This is a genomic window from Chengkuizengella axinellae (assembly GCF_030730905.1).
GTDB classification, from domain to species: Bacteria; Bacillota; Bacilli; order Paenibacillales; family KCTC-33759; genus Chengkuizengella; species Chengkuizengella axinellae.
In genome coordinates this window covers 93,095-111,137 of the sequence record NZ_JAVAMP010000002.1, presented here as the reverse complement: position 1 = coordinate 111,137, position 18,043 = coordinate 93,095, and the positions used below count along the sequence as shown (strand labels likewise).

Below are 18,043 nucleotides of genomic sequence, written 5' to 3'. Positions count from 1 at the left end.
TTTTTAATATGAAACCCCTCTTGTTTGAAGATTATTAAATCGGTCTGCTTTTCTAGCTTGTAAAATGGCCTTTCTTACTGCACTATCTACCGTTCGATTTAATCTCTCTTCATCCACGCTTCCATTCCCATCGATATTAATGTTAATATTGATATCTTCACTATTGTCTCCAGTTAAACCAGTACTTGAATTAATAGGTTGTCCCATAGTATAGAGGCGGTTAGTGATTCCTTCATACTTTCCAACCTGCATCATATCTTGAATTTGGCCTGGTTGTAATATGACTTCACCATGTTGTAATATGGAATTAAGCTCGTTCGGCAATAGCCCCACACCACTCGTGAATTTCTTCAGACCTGCTATGCCGCCGCTGTGATAATTATCAATCTTTTTTAAATAATCTTCTTGTGCCTTCGTATCTAGACCTGCTCTTTTTCTATTTTTAATTACTTTCTCAGCACGTTCACGCTCTGTTTCTCTAAATTTAGAATCTTTCTTTAATCTATTATCATTATCTTTTTTCTCTTTATCCGTACCAGCACCATTATTCCCATACTCTCTATCATCTCGACCGTCTTTGTCAGCGTCTTGGTATTTTGAAGAACTTTTCCTTGTCGTACTTTTACTTCTTGTATTTTTACTTGTTGTACTTTTACTTGATGAGCTTTTACTTGACGAGCTTTTACTTGATGAGCTGCTTGAACTACTTGTTTTAAAAGCCGATGAAATGGCACCAACTACATCTGATACGCCACCAATAAGAGTTGATAATAAACCATTGTTTTCACCTAGTTTGTCATCCACTGATCCCATAATCACATTACTATTATGTCCATTCGACTCTATTTTTGATAAATCACTTGAATCCCCAGTCATATAAGAATTTAAATCTTGAACATTGTATTCATCTTTCTCAATGCCATATTGTTTTCTTAATGCTTCATTTTCTTTATTCAGTTTTTTCTTCTCTTTATCAGAGGCATCATTATATTTTGCTTTATTGGCATAATACTTCTCAAAATCTTTTTCACTCATACCAAATGGATTTTCTTTTATCTTTTTCTCCGTATTGGTTTTTGTTCTTCCAACACTTTGAAGCTTTTGTTCTAGTTCTCCACTCTCAGAGATATAATCTTTTGCTTTCTTTAAATCACGGTCACTATATTGATAATCTTCTTGATTATACTGAGAAATTTTGTCTTCATTATCTCGAACATAAGCCTCTAGCTCTTCTAAATCCATTCCGTTTATACCATCACCAATATCTTTTAAGATATCTGTCGCACCTAGACGTTCTAATAAATCTCTTCCATCATTTGCAGAACTATGAACAAGTGCATTTGCTGAGCTTGTTAGTGAAGAATCTGCATTATACAATTCTTTCGCATGGATGATCGCATTTAGTGCATCTAATACCGGATTCTCCTCAGGCAAACCATATTCAGGTCTACCAGTAGATCTAATAGGATCAATAGGTTTCGTTACAATCCTTGGATTAAATGAAGGTTTCGGAAGAGGATCGACAGTAATCAGATCGTCATCTTCATTGCCTCCAACTGGAGACCCAGCTTCATTGGTTGGTCCTGACTGATTCCCTAACCAAGGAGCGACATCCTCATAACTGGCTCCTTTTGCCATATCGTATAAATATTCATCGATTTTAAATCCTTCAGGTGCGTTATAGACTTCATTCTTCATGATTCCGAACATGCCGTCTGTACTTGCAGCGATCTGTTCTATATAAGGCATGACTTGAGTTAATACACCATCTAGTTGGTCGTTGAAATCATTGAAGTTAAATGCATTTAAGCTTTCATTGACATCTCCTGACGTCATTGCTTCAGAAATCGATGCACTGAATTCATCCATTAAGTTTTTTAAACCTGAATTGTTTAATAATAAATTCGAGAATTGAGAAGATACTATGTCCGCTAGAGAATTTTTAAAGTTTTGGGCAAAATCTAACGGAGCTTCAAAACTTCCCTTCATCGCACTAGAGATTGCACCAGATAAGGAATCTGTCATACTCGACGTAATGCCTTCAAACATCGTTAACGATTGTTCTTTTGCTTCGGTTTGTAAATCTCTTAAGTCGTAGAGTTTTTCAATGTAGTCGTCTAAACTAATGGCACCCGCTTTATATGCACCTACGATCGCATTACGGTAATCATCCATTACAGCTGCCATTTGAGAATGCATCTCATTGATAATTTGAAGATTAGATAGTTCTTCGTTTTGATCTAAAGATCGATAGTTATCCTGGTAATAATCCGTAGCATCATTTAAGTTAGAATATGATTGAGATAAATCCCTGCTTTGGGTATAAGCTCTAGCATTTACGTAGGCATCCAACCCTTGTCCAGAGATTTCAAACCAGCGTTTAGCCATTTCTGTTTTTAGGTTTTCCATTTCTAACAATCGTTCTTGCGTTTGAACCGCATCTTGGAGAATGACGTGCCAATCATTTGTTCCTTCAGCAAACCTAGATAATTTATCATTTATATCTTCCATTTGCGCAAATAATAGATTCACATCATCTTGGAATTTAATTTGTTTTAATTTCCCTAGGTTTTCATAACCAAAACCTGTTTTATCAAAAATGTCTTGAGACACTGCTAATTTCTTATCCATTGTGAGATATTGCGAGAACATATCTTGGACATCTTGAAGTCCTTTATACCAGTCGATACCGCCTGTATTCCCGCTCTTATCTATATAATCCAGTTTTGATAAACCTTGGACAATGTAATTTTTAGCTTCGTCAGCATTTTGTCTTGGATCAGAAAACTCTCTTTCTTTTAATTTTGCATCAAACTCTTCCAAAGATTCTGTATTCTTTTCTAAAGTGGTGATTAAAGAATATATTGAATCAATCTCACTTTTCATGGCAGATACTAGCTCAGGTTGATTATCTTTTTCTGCTTCTATTATAGAGCTCTGCAAATCAGAAATCTGTTCATGAAAACCAGAAATTAGTGAGTTGATATAGGTAATAGATTCCACCGTTTCTTTTCGCGCATTTCCAATTGCGTTGTACTTTGCTATCGTAGAATCTATTGATAGTCCAGATAATCTTGAAGGTTCTTGAGCAGCTATTTCTGCATAATCTAATCTTTCCTCTATAGCTTTTTTCAGAAGATTAGTAATTTCTGTCTGTGTTTTATAAGCAGGGAGAGTATTTGTATATTCTAAAAGCTGATTTTTTGCTTTTTCATCATCTTGAAGAGCTTCTTCAACCTTTGATTTTGGTTGAGGTAAATTCGCCTGTGAATATAAATCTTGAATTGTTTTTAATGGAATTCCGAAATTTGCTCCTGTAATATCGTTATAGTAATCATTTACTCTAGGTACCCAATATTGGTTAATTTTATTATGGTCAGCTGAATCACCTGGAGGAGAATACGTAGTCCCAATTTCAGTAACAGAAGTTAATCCCCACAAATCTCTATATGTTTCATCAATCAAACGTGCTAGGTCATAAATCCCCTCTGTTATATTCTCATAACTTCTCCATTTTTCTCCAGAACCTTTCTTAGCTTGAATGTTGCCAACATTGTTGGTAGTTATCGTTTTTCCTTTTCCCGTCTCATGTATTGCTATGGCTGTTAAGAATGCTGGATCAAGATCATATGTTTTAGCAGCCTCCATGAATATTGAACCCGTATTTTTCAGACCATTTTCCAGATGCTTATTTAAATCTGCTGCTGTAACATTATAACCATTGCCAAATGATCTTAGAATATCTCCTTGTATATCTCTTTTAGGATTAACATTTGAAAAGTCAGGAGCTTGTGAAAACTGATAATAATCCACTGAACTAGAATTATACCCAGGATTTGCCGATTGTGAAAAACCAAAAAGATTTGATTGGTTTACTGGAGTCGACTCTATTCCAAGAATATTATCAGTTATTCTTAACCAATCTGGTTTATCATTATTTGAATACCATGGAGCTGAACTAAATTCTTGAGCAGTGCCAGTGCTTCCTCTCTGCTCATTAGTCCTTATTTCTTCAGCTACCTCATTACTTTCTAATGAATTCATATCAATATTTAAACTATTCAAGTATGTTATAAAATTATCGAACGCACTTCCAAATCCACTTAGTACCGTTTCTAAAGATGTGGTCGTAGTCGATAATGTTTCATTTGACTCTTTCGTGTTTTCTATCGATTCTCGTATATCATTTTCAATCAGACTTTTTAAAGGTTGAATGAATGCTGTATCAAACTCAGATCCCATGGTTGCATTTATTTCATTAAGAGCCTCTTGTAATTTTTCAGCATCATCACCATAAGTTATTAATGCCTTTTGTGCTTTTTCAGCTACAGATAGTACCGTATCTCTCTTCTGCTCTCCAGCTGATATTAAATATTCTGAAGAATTAAACTGATTACCTAGTAAATTCGAAAGTTCTGGCGCTCTTTCTACTGACACTTGAAACTCCGCAGAAACATCTCTTAATTCTTTTTGTAAAGACTTACTTAATTCAATTCTTTCATTTACACTTTCCCAAGCCATTCTATATTTATCTGATGAAACAATAAGTTGTTCATAAGCATCTATTTGTTGTCTTAAGGAAACCAAATTAGCTTCATATATTTCTTGAATTTCAAATTGATTTTCATAGTCTTGTTTATATGCTTGTTCAAATTCTGATAATTCTGAATTCGGATTATACAAATGTTCAATTGAAAAATCATCGTTTGGTCGAGCCTTTTCAATTTCTTTCATACTTTGTTGAACGCCATATAGTTGTAATTTTAAAGCTTCAGATTCCTTTACCATCGCTGAGAATAGATTTTTGGATGCTTCCAATTTATTGGAATCGCTTGAGAGAGTGAGGACATTTTCAGCATGAGAAACATTAGATCTGAGTTTTTTTAGTGCACCTTCCATTAAATTAATACCTGATGCAGCTACAAGGTACGCACTGTTAAGTTCTTTCAGCTTTAAAGTTTGTTGACCTAAATATTCAGAAACTTTAAGGATATCTTCTGATAATTTATCGTATTCGTCTAAACCTTGAAGGTGGATTTCAAAAGAATCTGCAAAATCTTTCACGTCTTTTTTATCATATTCGTTAAGGAATTCAGTACGGTTTTCTCTATTTTTGATATACTCTTCTTTAAAATTATCTATCCAATAATTTGAATAACCACTGTCTAATCTTAAACTTTCTTCTTTAGATTCTATAGTTAATTTAGATTTTTCATTTTCTTTATCCAACTTAACTTGCTTTTCTTTTAACAAATTATATCCGTCGTACACAGTAGGGATAATATTCATTGAAGACTCAATTTCTCTGGATAAAAACCCAGTTGAATCGTATGCTCCTGAATAACTTATTTTATTTACTAAACCACTAAACAAATCATAATTTTGTATTTCTTCGAACATATCAAATATTTTAGAAGTATCTATATCAAGTTGAATAACGAGTCTTTCCTTTAACTTCTTAATACTTTCTTCATCATAGAAGTCTACTTCTGCTATCTTTGGCTTTTCATGACGATTTGTCGGATCATCTTTATATCCATATTCCGCATAAGCAATATCTGGATCTATATTAAACCCATCTCTATACAGTGAATTTTGAAGTGACACATACTCATTAAATTCATCTTTTGGAAGACTATTATATTGATCTTCAAGTTTTTTTATTTGTAACTCCTTTAATCTATTGAACCTCAATTTGAAGTCATCTATTTCTTCAGTTGAATTAAAAACCAAACCTTCGTGTCTAGTAGCATTTCTTCGTGTTTCTCTTTCTTGAGCTTCTTTATACTTATTAACTATCCAAGGAATCCCTTCGAAAGCAACAAACAGCCCCGCGGTAACTAACGATAGTTTTCCTAAATTTTTAACAACTTTAGATATTACATTATTTATACTTCCAACGTTAAAACTCGAAACTGAATCAACATAGTTTGTAAAATTCTGATATGAACTTTGCATAGATTCAAAATTATCAAAAAATGAATTCATTTGATCCAATATATTCATTGGAGTTGATGAATTCTCTTTAGATGGTGATGTATTAACGTTCACATCAATAGATGTTTTTAATCTTTGAATCTCATGTTCTACTGCTAACAGTGATCTTTTATCTAGTTGTAATTCTAGCTTTAGATTTGTATTCATGTTATTGATGCTATTTTGAATATTTTTAGTTTGATTTGGATTATATTCAATATTCATTTTTAAATCATATTCTAGATCTATCATTGTTGAAATCTCATCATTTAACTCTTTAACATCTTGCAATATTTTATTGAAAGATGCTTTATTCGTCATTAATTCCGTATCGATAATCAATTTTGAATGGTTACTCAATGTTTTCCCTCCTTAAAATGCAAGAGTATATTATACCTCTCTCCTGATATTTATAAATTCATAAATATCAATTGCTTTTGTACTGTTTTTAAGCACTACTTTTTTGTTGCTCACTTTACATCCCCCTCCTTTAACTGGAAATCCCGTAAATACAAACAAACTAATTTATAAATTTATATTTAACTAAATCAAGATAATTTTCTTATTATTTAAGCTTCTATTTTTTAAGGTATTTATGCTATTTCAAATGAATTATTCTTATATGATTTTAAGAGTGAATTCCACTATTCAGTTTAATTTAGTTGTTATTAATGATATAATTCTCTTGTTATATTTTTCTATTTGGAGGTCATATTTTGATAAAAAAAACATTTGTACTTTGTATAGTCATTGTTTCCTTATCTTTATCTGCTGGATGTAGTGAGGAAGTACTTTCAATGGATGAGGAAGTTACTATGAAAGATTGGTCTTTTGCTATTGATAAAGACTCGGATTCGAATCCAGTAAACGGAACAGAAATCATTAAAATAAGGAAGTCTTCTGATTTTGCTCAATTTTCTTCTGGAGGTGCACACTTTATTGTTATTTCTCTTAAACTAATTAACAAGGGAAATAGTCCAATTGAAATTGATGGAAGTCTATTTGAATTAATTGATGGAATTGGAAATGAATATGAGTTTTATAAACCAAAAGAATCCATAAAATCATTAAAAATAAATCCATCTCTCCATAAGTCAATCAATTTGATCTATGAAGTTCCTAATGATATTGAACAAGATATTTCAATAAGATACGATAATAGCAATAAACAGCTATTGATTGGTGAATATCACATCTTTGGAGATGATACAATGTTTTAGTTTTAATTGGTTGATCTTAACTACTGAAATGCACTATTTACTCTATTCCTTTCAAAAGTTCATGCTATAATAATTCTTTACTCTTTGGAGATGATTTGTTTGAAAAGAAATATCCTCTTACTTTGTTTTGTTATTATTTCTTTATCTCTATTTGTTGGATGTAGTCAAGAAGTACTTTCAATGGATGAGAACATTGATATGGGAGATTGGACTTATGCCATTGATAACTCTTTAGATTCAAAAGGAGTGAAAGGCCTAGACTCAAATTATGTTCCATTATTAGACTATATTGTTATCTCTCTTAAAATAAGTAATATAGGAAAAAAGAACATAGAAATTGATAGGAGTCAATTCGAATTAATTGATGGAAATGGAAATGAATACATACCTACAGAATCTAAAGAATCCACAAAAATAAACATTAACCCCAAACTAAATACATCAATTAAATTAAGTTTTAAAGTTCCTAAAGATATTGAACCTGAAATTAAAATAAGTTATGGAAAAAGCAACAAGCAATTACTAATTGGGGAATGGTGATTATTCGATTTTAAATTGCATATTTTCGACTTTGAACCCATGATAAAAATTTACTTTCATCTAATATAACTCACCAATCAATTTCATTAAACTAAAATAATAATAAAGGACTATCCCAAAATAATCATTAAATACTCTGGGATAGTCCTTTTAAAGATGATTTTTTTTATCAATGCTATGACAAATGGATAAATCTCCTATAATCAGAAAAGTAAATTCCATTATTTGGTTTTAATCATTTAAAAAGAGTGATATAATTTTGATTGTAATAATTTACTGTTTGGAGATGATTTGTTTGAAAAGAAATTTCCTATTACTTTGTTTTGTCATTATTCCTTTATCTTTATCTATTGGATGTAGTCAAGAGGTCCTTTCAGTCAATGAGGAAGTTAGTATTGAAGATTGGACGTATTCTATTGATAGTTCCTCGGATTCGAGTGGAGTAAATGGGGCAGAAATTATTGAGATTAGGACTTCATCACTTCTTGAAATGTCTGCTCCTGGGGCACACTTTATTGTTATTGAATTAATTATAAGTAATTCTGGAAAAAATCCAATTGAAATCGACGGAAGTCAATTTGAATTAATGGATGGTAATGGAAATAAATATGACTTTTATGAACCCAAAGAATCCATTAAATCATTAAAAATAAATCCATCACTCCATAAATCTATTAATTTGATCTATGAGGTTCCTAATGATATCGAACAAGATATTACAATAAGATACGGTAACAGCAATAAACAGCTGTTACTTGGGGAATATCACATCTTTGGAGACGATACAATGTTTTAATAAGGGGATATCAATAAGAGGAAAGTAGATTTATCTGACCATATCTCTTATCCCTGATACATCTTCATCTCCTGGTGAAGGCATATATAGTTTTTCAAAAGTAAACTCACTGACACCATGTGTCTCTATTAAGTTCACCATTTGTTGTTGTATACTTGCAATCTTATCTTCTAGTAATATAGATTCTTGCCCCATCTGAGAAATTACATTTTTACTTGCTTGTATTTTCCATGCATCACTAGTCGCTAAAGATAAGTTTGTTTGTGCATTACTTATATTGTTGCTCACACTTTTAAGGGCTTCATCAAATATTTTGATTCCCGATGCAGCTACTACGTATTCGTTGGTGAGTTCTTTTAGTAGGGCGATTTGTTTACCGTAGTTTTGTATGATTTTGTCGCCTTCGGAAAAAATGCCATCATGTTTTTCAAGCTCTTGTATTTCATCTACTAGATCGAAATACTTTATAATATCTCCAAACTTATCTTCTGGTATTATTTTAAAACCTTCATTTTTTCTATTTCTAAATTTTTCTAAATAAGATTTTTCATTTCCTTTATATTCGTCATAATTATTATAGATATCTTCTCTTACCTTTAGATCAACTGATCCCCATGCCTTTTCTCCTATCTTTTCCTTTTCTTGTGTGACCCTCTCTTTCTCATCTTTAAAATTATCTTTTAATTGAATGAAACTACCTATTTCCTTGTAAGCAGAAGCACTTACAGTTAACTCTTTTATTTGATCTGAAAGAAACAAGACCGATTCAATTGTTCCAGAAGTTTTAATTTCATTCGCCAAATTACTAAAGACTTGGTAATCACTGATGTCACCAAATAACTCGTATATTTCTCCAATTTCTGTACGTAGTTGTTCTAAAAATTCCACTTCTTTCAAAGTGAGATTGTCAAATAGTTCATTTAATTTGACTGAATGTTCTTCATAATAAGCATTAGGAACCATATAAGATTGTTCGACTCCATTAGAATCTATTTTTTTATAATCTATATATTCCTTATATACTTCTATTCCACCTCTGCTTCTTAAAATATCATCAAGATTATTAAATTCCTTCTGCTCTTCACTGGATAATGCTTTTATATTTGGATATTCAACCATTATATTTTTTCCGAACGGAATCGTATCTTTTTGACTAGATGCTTTATTTTGAAGTTCAAAATATCTATTTAAATGAGATTTAAAAACTTCTTTTTGTCCTTCAGAATTAAAATTTAATTTCTTAGGCCTTTCAGCTTCGTATGCTTGATATTCCTTCCATCTATTAACTGCGTAAGGAATCCCTTCAAAAGCACCCAATAGAATTGCAGTTACCGGTAATAATCTTGAAAAACCTCGTGAGAGTTTTGTTGCAAAATCAGTCACATTTTTAAAACTAAAACCCATCACAAGATCAACATAACTATTCAAATTTTCAAATGTAGATTTTGTTTCCTCCACTTTACCCGTGAATTCATTTATTTGATTTAGTATATTAGTTGGATTACTTTGTGGATTTTTTCCACCCATTGAACTTTGTGCATTTACATTCATGTCAATCGAAGTTTTAATGCGCTGAATTTCTTGTTCTAGCTTTAAAGTGGATTTACGATCTAGCTGAAGGTTTACATGTAGATCGGAATTGATTCGTTTTAAACTATTTTGAATGTTTGTTAACTGACTTTCATTCAATTCAATACTTACGTTTAATTTATGTTCATTATCTAAAGTATCTGAGATCCGTTGTTCAACATCATATACATCTTGTAATATTTTATTTAGCGATGCTTTGTTCATTATGAGATCTCTATCGATTACAAGATTAGTATCTTTACTCAAAATATTTATCCTTCCTTAAATATGGCAAAAAAAATACTCTAATCTGTTAATTGATCAGATTTAAATTGTTTATTAAAATAAATGTTACATTAACAAAACTTCTCTAATGATCTTAGATTATGCTATTCGTAAATAACTTCCAGAGAGGTGGATTTTCATGTTATAATTCCATTGTTATATTTTTCTATTTAGGAGGCTGTTTATGAAGAAAGTACTATTTATTTTGTTTTCGATATTGTTCTTTTCCATCTTATTTGGATGTAGTAGTGAAGAAGTTTATTATGACAATGATATAGTTGATATAGACGACTGGACTTATCAATTAAGTAGTGAAGCGATAGGAGCAGAAGTCATTATGGATAAAACTGACGATGCTAAATATGCAAGAAGTGGTACATATTATATTCATTTTGGAGTATATCTATCCAATGAAAGCGATAAAGCGATTGAAATTAATGGAGCTAAGTTTAAACTTGTCGACAAAGACGGGAATGTATATGACCCATTTTCTGCTTATGAAATAGGTATAACTGGAACTAGAGGAGATATTGTATCTATCAATATTAATCCTCAAATAGAAACGTTGATGTCACTTGACTTTGTTGTCCCTTACGGTATAGAAGAGGTAAAAGTGAAATATGAAGGAAGTAATAAACTAGTTTCATTGGGGAAGTATGAAATTTATGAATATGAATCTGATGAATTTAAAAATTAAATTTCATTGAATTTAGCAGGGCTTGAGGGCTTAAAATTGATTTACTAGGTCATTGAATCCAGGATTAGATACAAAAATATTTTTTTACTACTTAGTACCAGATGATGTCGAAGATTTAAAAGTAACTTATGAAGATAGTAATAATTTAGTGTATATTGGAAATTATGGAGTTTACTACCACGAGTCAGAACCTTTTCAATAGAGAAGAAGTGTTAATGGTATTTATTACAATTGTTTTCATACCTCATGATGAGACTATTATATAAAGTGCTATCCTAGACAATGATTTTAGGATAGCACTTTTGTGTAAATATATAATTTACAATACTTTCTTATATCTTGCATTTCAATAGTTTTCTTATCCACATTAAGTGTGTGTACAGAAGATGTTATGTCAGTAAGCGAAAAAGTAAATATGAGGGATTGGTCTTTTGAACTTAGTAGTAGGGAGAGGGTCCATGGAGCAAAAATATTAAATGATGATGGTACTAAACCAGTTTATGCAGAAAATGAAACTTATTATCTTTCATTCATATTTTTAATGGAAAATAACGATAAAAGACCTATAGAAATTAAAGGGGATAAATTTAAGCTAATTGATGAAGATGGGAATACTTATGTTCCAATTTCTGCTTATGATATAGAAAATTGGGAAAATGAGCCGGGTATAGAATCTATCGTAATCAACCCTAATATGAATAAAAACACGTCTTTTCTCTTTAATTTACCTGATGGCATAAATAATGTAAGGGTTAAATATGATGGTAGTAATACAGCATTATTTCTTGGAGAATACGAAATTTACAACAAACAATCAGAATATTGGGATTAGAATTTATTGGTTGATCTAAACTACTGTAATGCCTTATCTACTATATTCCTTTCAAAAGTTCATGCTATAATAATTCTATTGTTATATTTTTCTATTTGGAGGTTCATGTTTTGAATAAAAAAAAAATTGTACTTTGCTTAATCATTGTTTCCTTATCTATATCTGTTGGATGTAGTCAAGAAACACTATCAAGGGATGAGGAAGTTAATATGGGAGATTGGACTTATTCAATTTATAATTCTTTAGATTCAGGTGTGAATGGGACAATGGTCCTTGAAAGAAGAACTGAATCTACTGTTCCTCAATTCTCGACAAATGGTTCTCACTTTATTGTAATTACCATGCTCATAAGAAATGATGGAAATAACCCAATTGAAATTGATGGAAGTCAATTTCAATTAATGGATGCAAATGGAAAAACATATAATTTTTATGAACCCACTGAATCCATAAAGTCACTAAATATTAATCCACAACTTCAAAAGTCAATTGATTTAATTTTTGAAGTTCCTGATAATATTCAAACTGACATAAAAATAAAATATGACAACAGCAATATCTTACTATTAATTGGAGATTATGAAACCTTTCTAGATGATACAATGTTTTAGTTTTAATTGGTTGATCTTAACTACTGAAATGCCCTATTTACTCTATTCCCTTCAAAAGTTCATGCTATAATAATTTTCATTGTCATAATTTACTATTTGGAGATGATTTGTTTGAAAAGAAATATCCTATTACTTTGTTTTGTCATTTTTCCTTTATCTTTATCTATTGGATGTAGTCAAGAAGTACTTTCATCGGATGAGGAAGTTACTATCAAGGACTGGACTTATGCTTTTTATAAACCTATTAATAATACAAATACTGTAAATGGAGCACCACAAATAACAAAAAGGACTTCTACACCTTATTCTCTATATTCTAATAAACAGTCTCACTTTATTATTTTCACTCTAGTTATAAGTAATAGTGGGAAAAAAACAATTGAAATCGATGGAAGTCAATTTGAATTAATTGATGGAAGTGGTAAGGAGTATGGAATTTATAAGTCTGAAGAATCCATTAAATCATTAAAAATAAATCCATCACTTCATAAGTCAATTAATTTGATCTATGAGGTTCCTAATGATATTGAACAAGACATTTCAATAAGATACGGTAATAGCAATAAACAGCTATTGATTGGTGAATATCATATCTTTGAAGATGATACAATGTTTTAAATTTAATTGGTTGACCTAAACTACTGAAATGCCCTATTTACTCTATTCTTTCAAAAGATCATGCTATAATAATTTTCATTGTAATAATTTACTGTTTGGAGATGATTTGTTTGAAAAGAAATTTCCTATTACTTTGTTTTGTAATTATTCCTTTATCTTTATCTATTGGATGTAGTCGAGAAGTACTTTCAAGGGATGAGGAAGTTAGTATTAAAGACTGGTCTTATGCAATTGATAGTTCTTCAAATTCTAATGGGGTAAATGGAGCACAAATACTTGACATAAGAACCAATTCTCCCTATGGAGAAGCATCCCCTGGTAGTTCTCACTTCATAGTAATTGATTTGTTAATTAATAATGAGATAAACAAGCCAATTACAGTAGATGGTCATCAATTTGAATTAATTGATGGCAAAGGTAATATATATGAAATTTACAATCCAGAAGAATCATTGAAATCAATAAAGATAAATCCAAAATTAAATGAGTTTATTAGTTTAACTTATAAAGTCCCTGATGATATTGAACAAGAAATAAAATTAGAATATGGAAATAGTAACAAGCTACTATTAATAGGGGATTATGAATTTTTTTTAACTGATACAATGTTTTAATAAGGGTATATCAATAAGAGGAAAGAGTTGATTTTTCTGACCTTATCTCTTATTGATATACTCCTTTTTTTGTATTGTGACATTTGAAAAAATATATTTTGATTTTTCTCAAAATCTATCATTCATATGATCGCTGAAAAACCCCAAAAAAGTAATAGAACCTACTACATAAATGGTTTCTTCCTTTTTGGGGTGTCATATTACTAAATTCCCATTAATAATGATGCATACACTTAATCCACAAACCAAGACTGAATCTCTTCCTGTGTCCTAGGAAATTCATCCACCCTTAATCCACCAATTAAGAAGTTAGTTCGTCCTTGGCCATTAAAAGTGAAGTGAATTGCACTATCACGAAGAGAACCTACACGATTTTGTCTAAGTAAGTCTCCATTCTGATACATAGACATAAATTCCCCATGACTAACCAATGTATACATGTTCCACTCAGATGCACTACGAATAGTTGATTTACCAATAGAAACAATTTCTCCATTTATGACCTTACCCCCATCCAATGCTGTTTCTCCTTCTGTTTTTAGAAAAACATGATTGTTATTCGATGTTTCCATTAACATGTAAAAATCGTTATTAGGATAAGTTTTCGCCCAAAAATTCATCGTAAACACATCTGCATTAATCTTTAATGGATAGATTACATTTCCTGCGGGTCTCGTCCCATCAATAAAAGTAGTAGGATATACACTTTTTTGATGCTGAATATTCCTTACTTTATATGTCACTTCTGTCTCTGGAATTAAATTATTGTGATAATATATATTGTTATTACATGTATAATCCTGATCATTCTTTACAGTATACGTTCCCCACATCTTTATCCACTTTTTAGACTCTAACAGCCCTGTATTTGTATAAGAAGCACTCGTTCGATTATCATTCGTACCTGTAGATGTGGTAACTCCCTGATTGTTAAGATCGATAGAAACATATACCCCTTCTTGTTCTGTATAAATCTCAAATGAAAACGTATACGTAGCCCCTGCTTTTTCTATCACAGGGGAATGATTCACTAATATTCCCCTCCAACTATTTGTACTTCCTGCTGGAACGGTAACTGTCCATTCCTTGGAAATACTATCATAAGCAGTATCTACATAACGTGTTATGAAATGATCCTGTGAAGGTAATTGATTGGTCGTTTCTTCTTCAATTGCGATTGCATTTCCAGAAAATGTGGAATCATGAGTCACAATAGAATAAATCGTCTCTCCATCTAACCAGCTTAATTCACTTGAAGAGATTCCATGATGATAATAGGGGGAGGAATCATAAATGACTTCTCCTGTACCTTCTGTTAATAGCCATCTAGCTCTTAAGTCTGTTTTATCTTGTATATCATACATTTCATCATAAATTGAATTCCTGCTCTTCGCTTTCGCCCATATTCTTATATCTCGTATTTCACCGATGTACGGACTGACATATCCTGCCCCAATCAAAATAGAGTTGTTCCCTGCAACTGGAGTATAAGTAATAGAAGTACTTCCCGCTTCCTCTCCATTAATAAAAACAAACATCTTCATTACAGTCATATCTCTGACGATGGCTACATGATTCCACTCATGAAGCTGTACGGATTTCGTACTTCGAACCCCATGATAAGGACTTCCATTTCCTCCGTGTGTTCCGTAATACCATGAGATATCCCCATCTTTTTCTTGTGTAATCGTGTATTCTCCACCATAGGCTTTGGCAATTGGATTTCTTCTTTCACTAAAGTCCGAAGGTTTCAACCACATTTCAATCGTAAGATCCCCAACAATTTGCAACTGAGATGGGTTACCCAAATTAATATGATATGTCCCGTCAAAATGAAGTGTTTTTTCAGAACCTATCGGTTTTAATCCTTTCATTTGATCTGAAGCATCGATATCATAATGAAATAAAGCTGCTGTATAAAGATCTATTGGGAAGGGTTGATCCATATCTAATACCGAATGATCTTTTCCTTGAAAATACCAAGATCTAATTTCCGAATTTGTCCGATACACTTTATCTATTCTCAATTCATCTACGATTGCATTAACAACATGATTAGGCGTCCAATCTTTAGCACATCCTACGTAAATTAATGAATACTCTTCATAGGTTGGAGGATCGAAGTTTAAAGAAGTACATGCATGATTTTCCTTGCCTTCACTATCCCAAACGGTTAAATGTAAAGCTCTTGAAGATGGATTGTTAAAATTCCAACGTGCAACTACAAATAACCAAGAGTGAGGATGGATCATACTATCCACTTTGACACTTACACCTTCACCTTCTTGAGAGTGAATCGCAAAACTGATACGATTCGCTTCATTCCAATCTTGTCCCCAATACACAGAAAACCAATCTTTAGTAGGAGGATCATCCCATGCTCCTATCGTTGCAAGCGCTGACCACTCATTAGGATTTTTTTGATACGGATTGAACCAAAAAGAGATCGTCCCCTCAGAAGCATGAATCATTTCTTTCGGATATGCTAAATAACATGGATCTCTAACATTTTCCGTAAAAGAGGTACTGTAAGATTTTTGTTCCAGTTGAACAATCGCTATATAAAATACAGTGGGAGACGTTCGAACAGAACTAGCGTAATAGGACATGTATAATGAACCAGATCCACCTGTGAAGTCCTGCCTATTCTCATGAACATAACACATCCAATCACCAATATCTCGATTAGGGTCATGTGAACAACCACTTTGTCCCCTACTGCCTGTAGGATAAATATAAATATTGTTTAGATCTCCGTAAACATACGTGAAATAACTATAAGGTTGTCCATCATAGTGCATCGTTGCTGAATTTGCAGTCACTCTGCAACCAAAGTAACCTGTATCATTATTCGCAGGTAACGTTACTTTCCATGCTTCACTGCCAAAAGGGGTTTCCATATTCACAAGTTCAACCGTCGGTGCAGTTGTTCCTCCTGCTGTTAACGAACTTGCTCTTCCATTAAGGTTTGACCACAAATTTTGTGTGCCTTCTTCTAATAAAACACCACCCCCATACGCCTCTCGAGCACTTCTGACTCCTCTAGTAAAATCAGTGGCAAAGGCTTTCTCCTCTACTTGTGCTCCAGTAATTTCAACATAGTTGAGTATATGATTCGCACGAAACCATGCATAGTTCCCTTCGCTACCCCCTTTAATAAAAGTAGCCGTCACCTTTTGCCATTGTTCAGTTAAACTTATTCTAGATAGTTCTCCATCCCAATGATTATGAATTGTAAAATCTCCATTTCCTCGAACCCACGCGGACATGGTATACGTTTTCCCCTCATCAAATAGATCTCCTTGATGAAAATCTGCACTTCCTCCACTAAGAACCCGTTCGATACGAAGCGCTTTCTGAATGCCTTCTAAACCATCACAATAAATAACGGACTTTATATATTTTTCAGTACTCCATGATGCAAATATCCAGTTCACAAGTTCATCATCAAAACAAGGGTTTTGAAATACGTTCTTTGTTTCTTCTTGTTTTTTAATTTTCCCTTTTGGAAATCCACCTTCAATAAGCGTATAACTAGCCATTCCCTCTGACCATTGAGCGTTAACAATATTTCCGTTATTACCTTTTTTAGAAAAATCGTAAGCAATGTTTCCTTCTCCTTCATTTAACTTCCAGTAACCAACTAAATTAGAATCACCACTTTTAACTAAACCCTTCCTACTTTTCTCTATTTCTTCAATAGATAATACTCTGTCCCAAACTTTAATATCTGAAATTGATCCTACTACGTTTTTACCAATATATAATCTGCTGTTTATTCCTGCAGGTGCACTCGTTTTATTAGGTCCATCATAGGCGTATTGATCTCCATCGATATAAATTCTCCGAAGTCCATCCTCATTCCGAAATACAAAAGCTACATGATGCCATTGATCGTCTCCCAGATTGAAACTTCCATAAGAGTAATAGTCATTAGAACCACTATTTAAATATAGAAGTGCTTTTCCTGTAGCATCATGAATTAATTTTACACCTAAATTAATTCCTTCAATTAAAAATTGGGACTTTCCAATATCCGTTTCAATCTTAACCCATGCTTCAACTGTCCACTCCTGTTCTAGATTTCCTTGATGGGAAAGGGGGTTTTGAATTTCTATATAACCATCTTCAGCAAAATAAAGTGCTTTTTGATGCCCAATTGAATGTATTTCTTTCACACTATCATTTACACCTTGATCAAAATGAGCTAAAAATGTAGTATCTCCGTCAATAGGGGTGCTTCCACGTCCATGATATTTAGGTATGAATGATTTCATAGCTTCCC

At 32.2% G+C, this 18,043-nt stretch carries 11 protein-coding genes; 8 read left to right on the top strand and 3 right to left on the bottom strand.

Annotated features, from left to right (window positions below):
* Window positions 1-3: 3 nt before the first annotated feature.
* Window positions 4-6,336: a glucosaminidase domain-containing protein gene (locus Q5Y73_RS06125; RefSeq protein ID WP_305990979.1), complete on the bottom strand. Its 6,333-nt coding sequence runs from the start codon at window positions 6,334-6,336 to the stop codon at window positions 4-6.
* 356 nt (window positions 6,337-6,692) lie between these two features.
* Here Q5Y73_RS06125 and Q5Y73_RS06120 point away from each other — a divergent pair, with 356 nt between their 5' ends.
* The 3 genes from Q5Y73_RS06120 (at window position 6,693) to Q5Y73_RS06110 (ending at window position 8,532) form a co-directional block, all read left to right on the top strand.
* Window positions 6,693-7,196: a DUF4352 domain-containing protein gene (locus Q5Y73_RS06120; protein ID WP_305990978.1), complete on the top strand. Its 504-nt coding sequence runs from the start codon at window positions 6,693-6,695 to the stop codon at window positions 7,194-7,196.
* A 99-nt stretch (window positions 7,197-7,295) separates the two neighbouring features.
* A complete protein-coding gene (locus tag Q5Y73_RS06115; RefSeq protein ID WP_305990977.1) occupies window positions 7,296-7,736 on the top strand; it encodes a DUF4352 domain-containing protein in 441 nt (146 codons plus the stop codon).
* 295 nt (window positions 7,737-8,031) lie between these two features.
* Window positions 8,032-8,532: a DUF4352 domain-containing protein gene (locus tag Q5Y73_RS06110; RefSeq protein ID WP_305990976.1), complete on the top strand. Its 501-nt coding sequence runs from the start codon at window positions 8,032-8,034 to the stop codon at window positions 8,530-8,532.
* 30 nt (window positions 8,533-8,562) lie between these two features.
* Here the strand turns inward: Q5Y73_RS06110 and Q5Y73_RS06105 are convergent, their stop codons facing one another.
* On the bottom strand, window positions 8,563-10,368 hold the full coding sequence (locus Q5Y73_RS06105) for a hypothetical protein (protein ID WP_305990975.1): 1,806 nt from the start codon (window positions 10,366-10,368) through the stop codon (window positions 8,563-8,565).
* Window positions 10,369-10,570: 202 nt separating this feature from the next.
* Between Q5Y73_RS06105 and Q5Y73_RS06100 the strand changes: the two genes are divergently transcribed.
* The 5 genes from Q5Y73_RS06100 to Q5Y73_RS06080 all read left to right on the top strand — a co-directional run bounded on the left by Q5Y73_RS06100 (window position 10,571) and on the right by Q5Y73_RS06080 (window position 13,758).
* Window positions 10,571-11,083, top strand: coding sequence for a hypothetical protein (locus Q5Y73_RS06100; protein ID WP_305990974.1), 513 nt, complete (start codon window positions 10,571-10,573; stop codon window positions 11,081-11,083).
* A gap of 391 nt (window positions 11,084-11,474) precedes the next feature.
* Complete coding sequence (locus tag Q5Y73_RS06095) at window positions 11,475-11,915, top strand: hypothetical protein (RefSeq protein WP_305990973.1); 441 nt, start codon at window positions 11,475-11,477, stop codon at window positions 11,913-11,915.
* Between the two features lie 110 nt (window positions 11,916-12,025).
* Window positions 12,026-12,526 (top strand): DUF4352 domain-containing protein, encoded by a 501-nt coding sequence (locus Q5Y73_RS06090; RefSeq protein ID WP_305990972.1) that lies wholly within the window; start codon window positions 12,026-12,028, stop codon window positions 12,524-12,526.
* A gap of 111 nt (window positions 12,527-12,637) precedes the next feature.
* The gene (locus Q5Y73_RS06085; RefSeq protein WP_305990971.1) at window positions 12,638-13,144 is read left to right on the top strand and encodes a DUF4352 domain-containing protein; all 507 of its coding nucleotides are present in this window, start codon (window positions 12,638-12,640) and stop codon (window positions 13,142-13,144) included.
* A gap of 110 nt (window positions 13,145-13,254) precedes the next feature.
* Window positions 13,255-13,758 (top strand): DUF4352 domain-containing protein, encoded by a 504-nt coding sequence (locus tag Q5Y73_RS06080; RefSeq protein ID WP_305990970.1) that lies wholly within the window; start codon window positions 13,255-13,257, stop codon window positions 13,756-13,758.
* Window positions 13,759-13,991: 233 nt separating this feature from the next.
* On the opposite strand, the gene Q5Y73_RS06075 is transcribed toward Q5Y73_RS06080, so the two are convergent.
* A complete protein-coding gene (locus Q5Y73_RS06075; protein ID WP_305990969.1) occupies window positions 13,992-18,035 on the bottom strand; it encodes a LamG domain-containing protein in 4,044 nt (1,347 codons plus the stop codon).
* Window positions 18,036-18,043 lie beyond the last annotated feature (8 nt).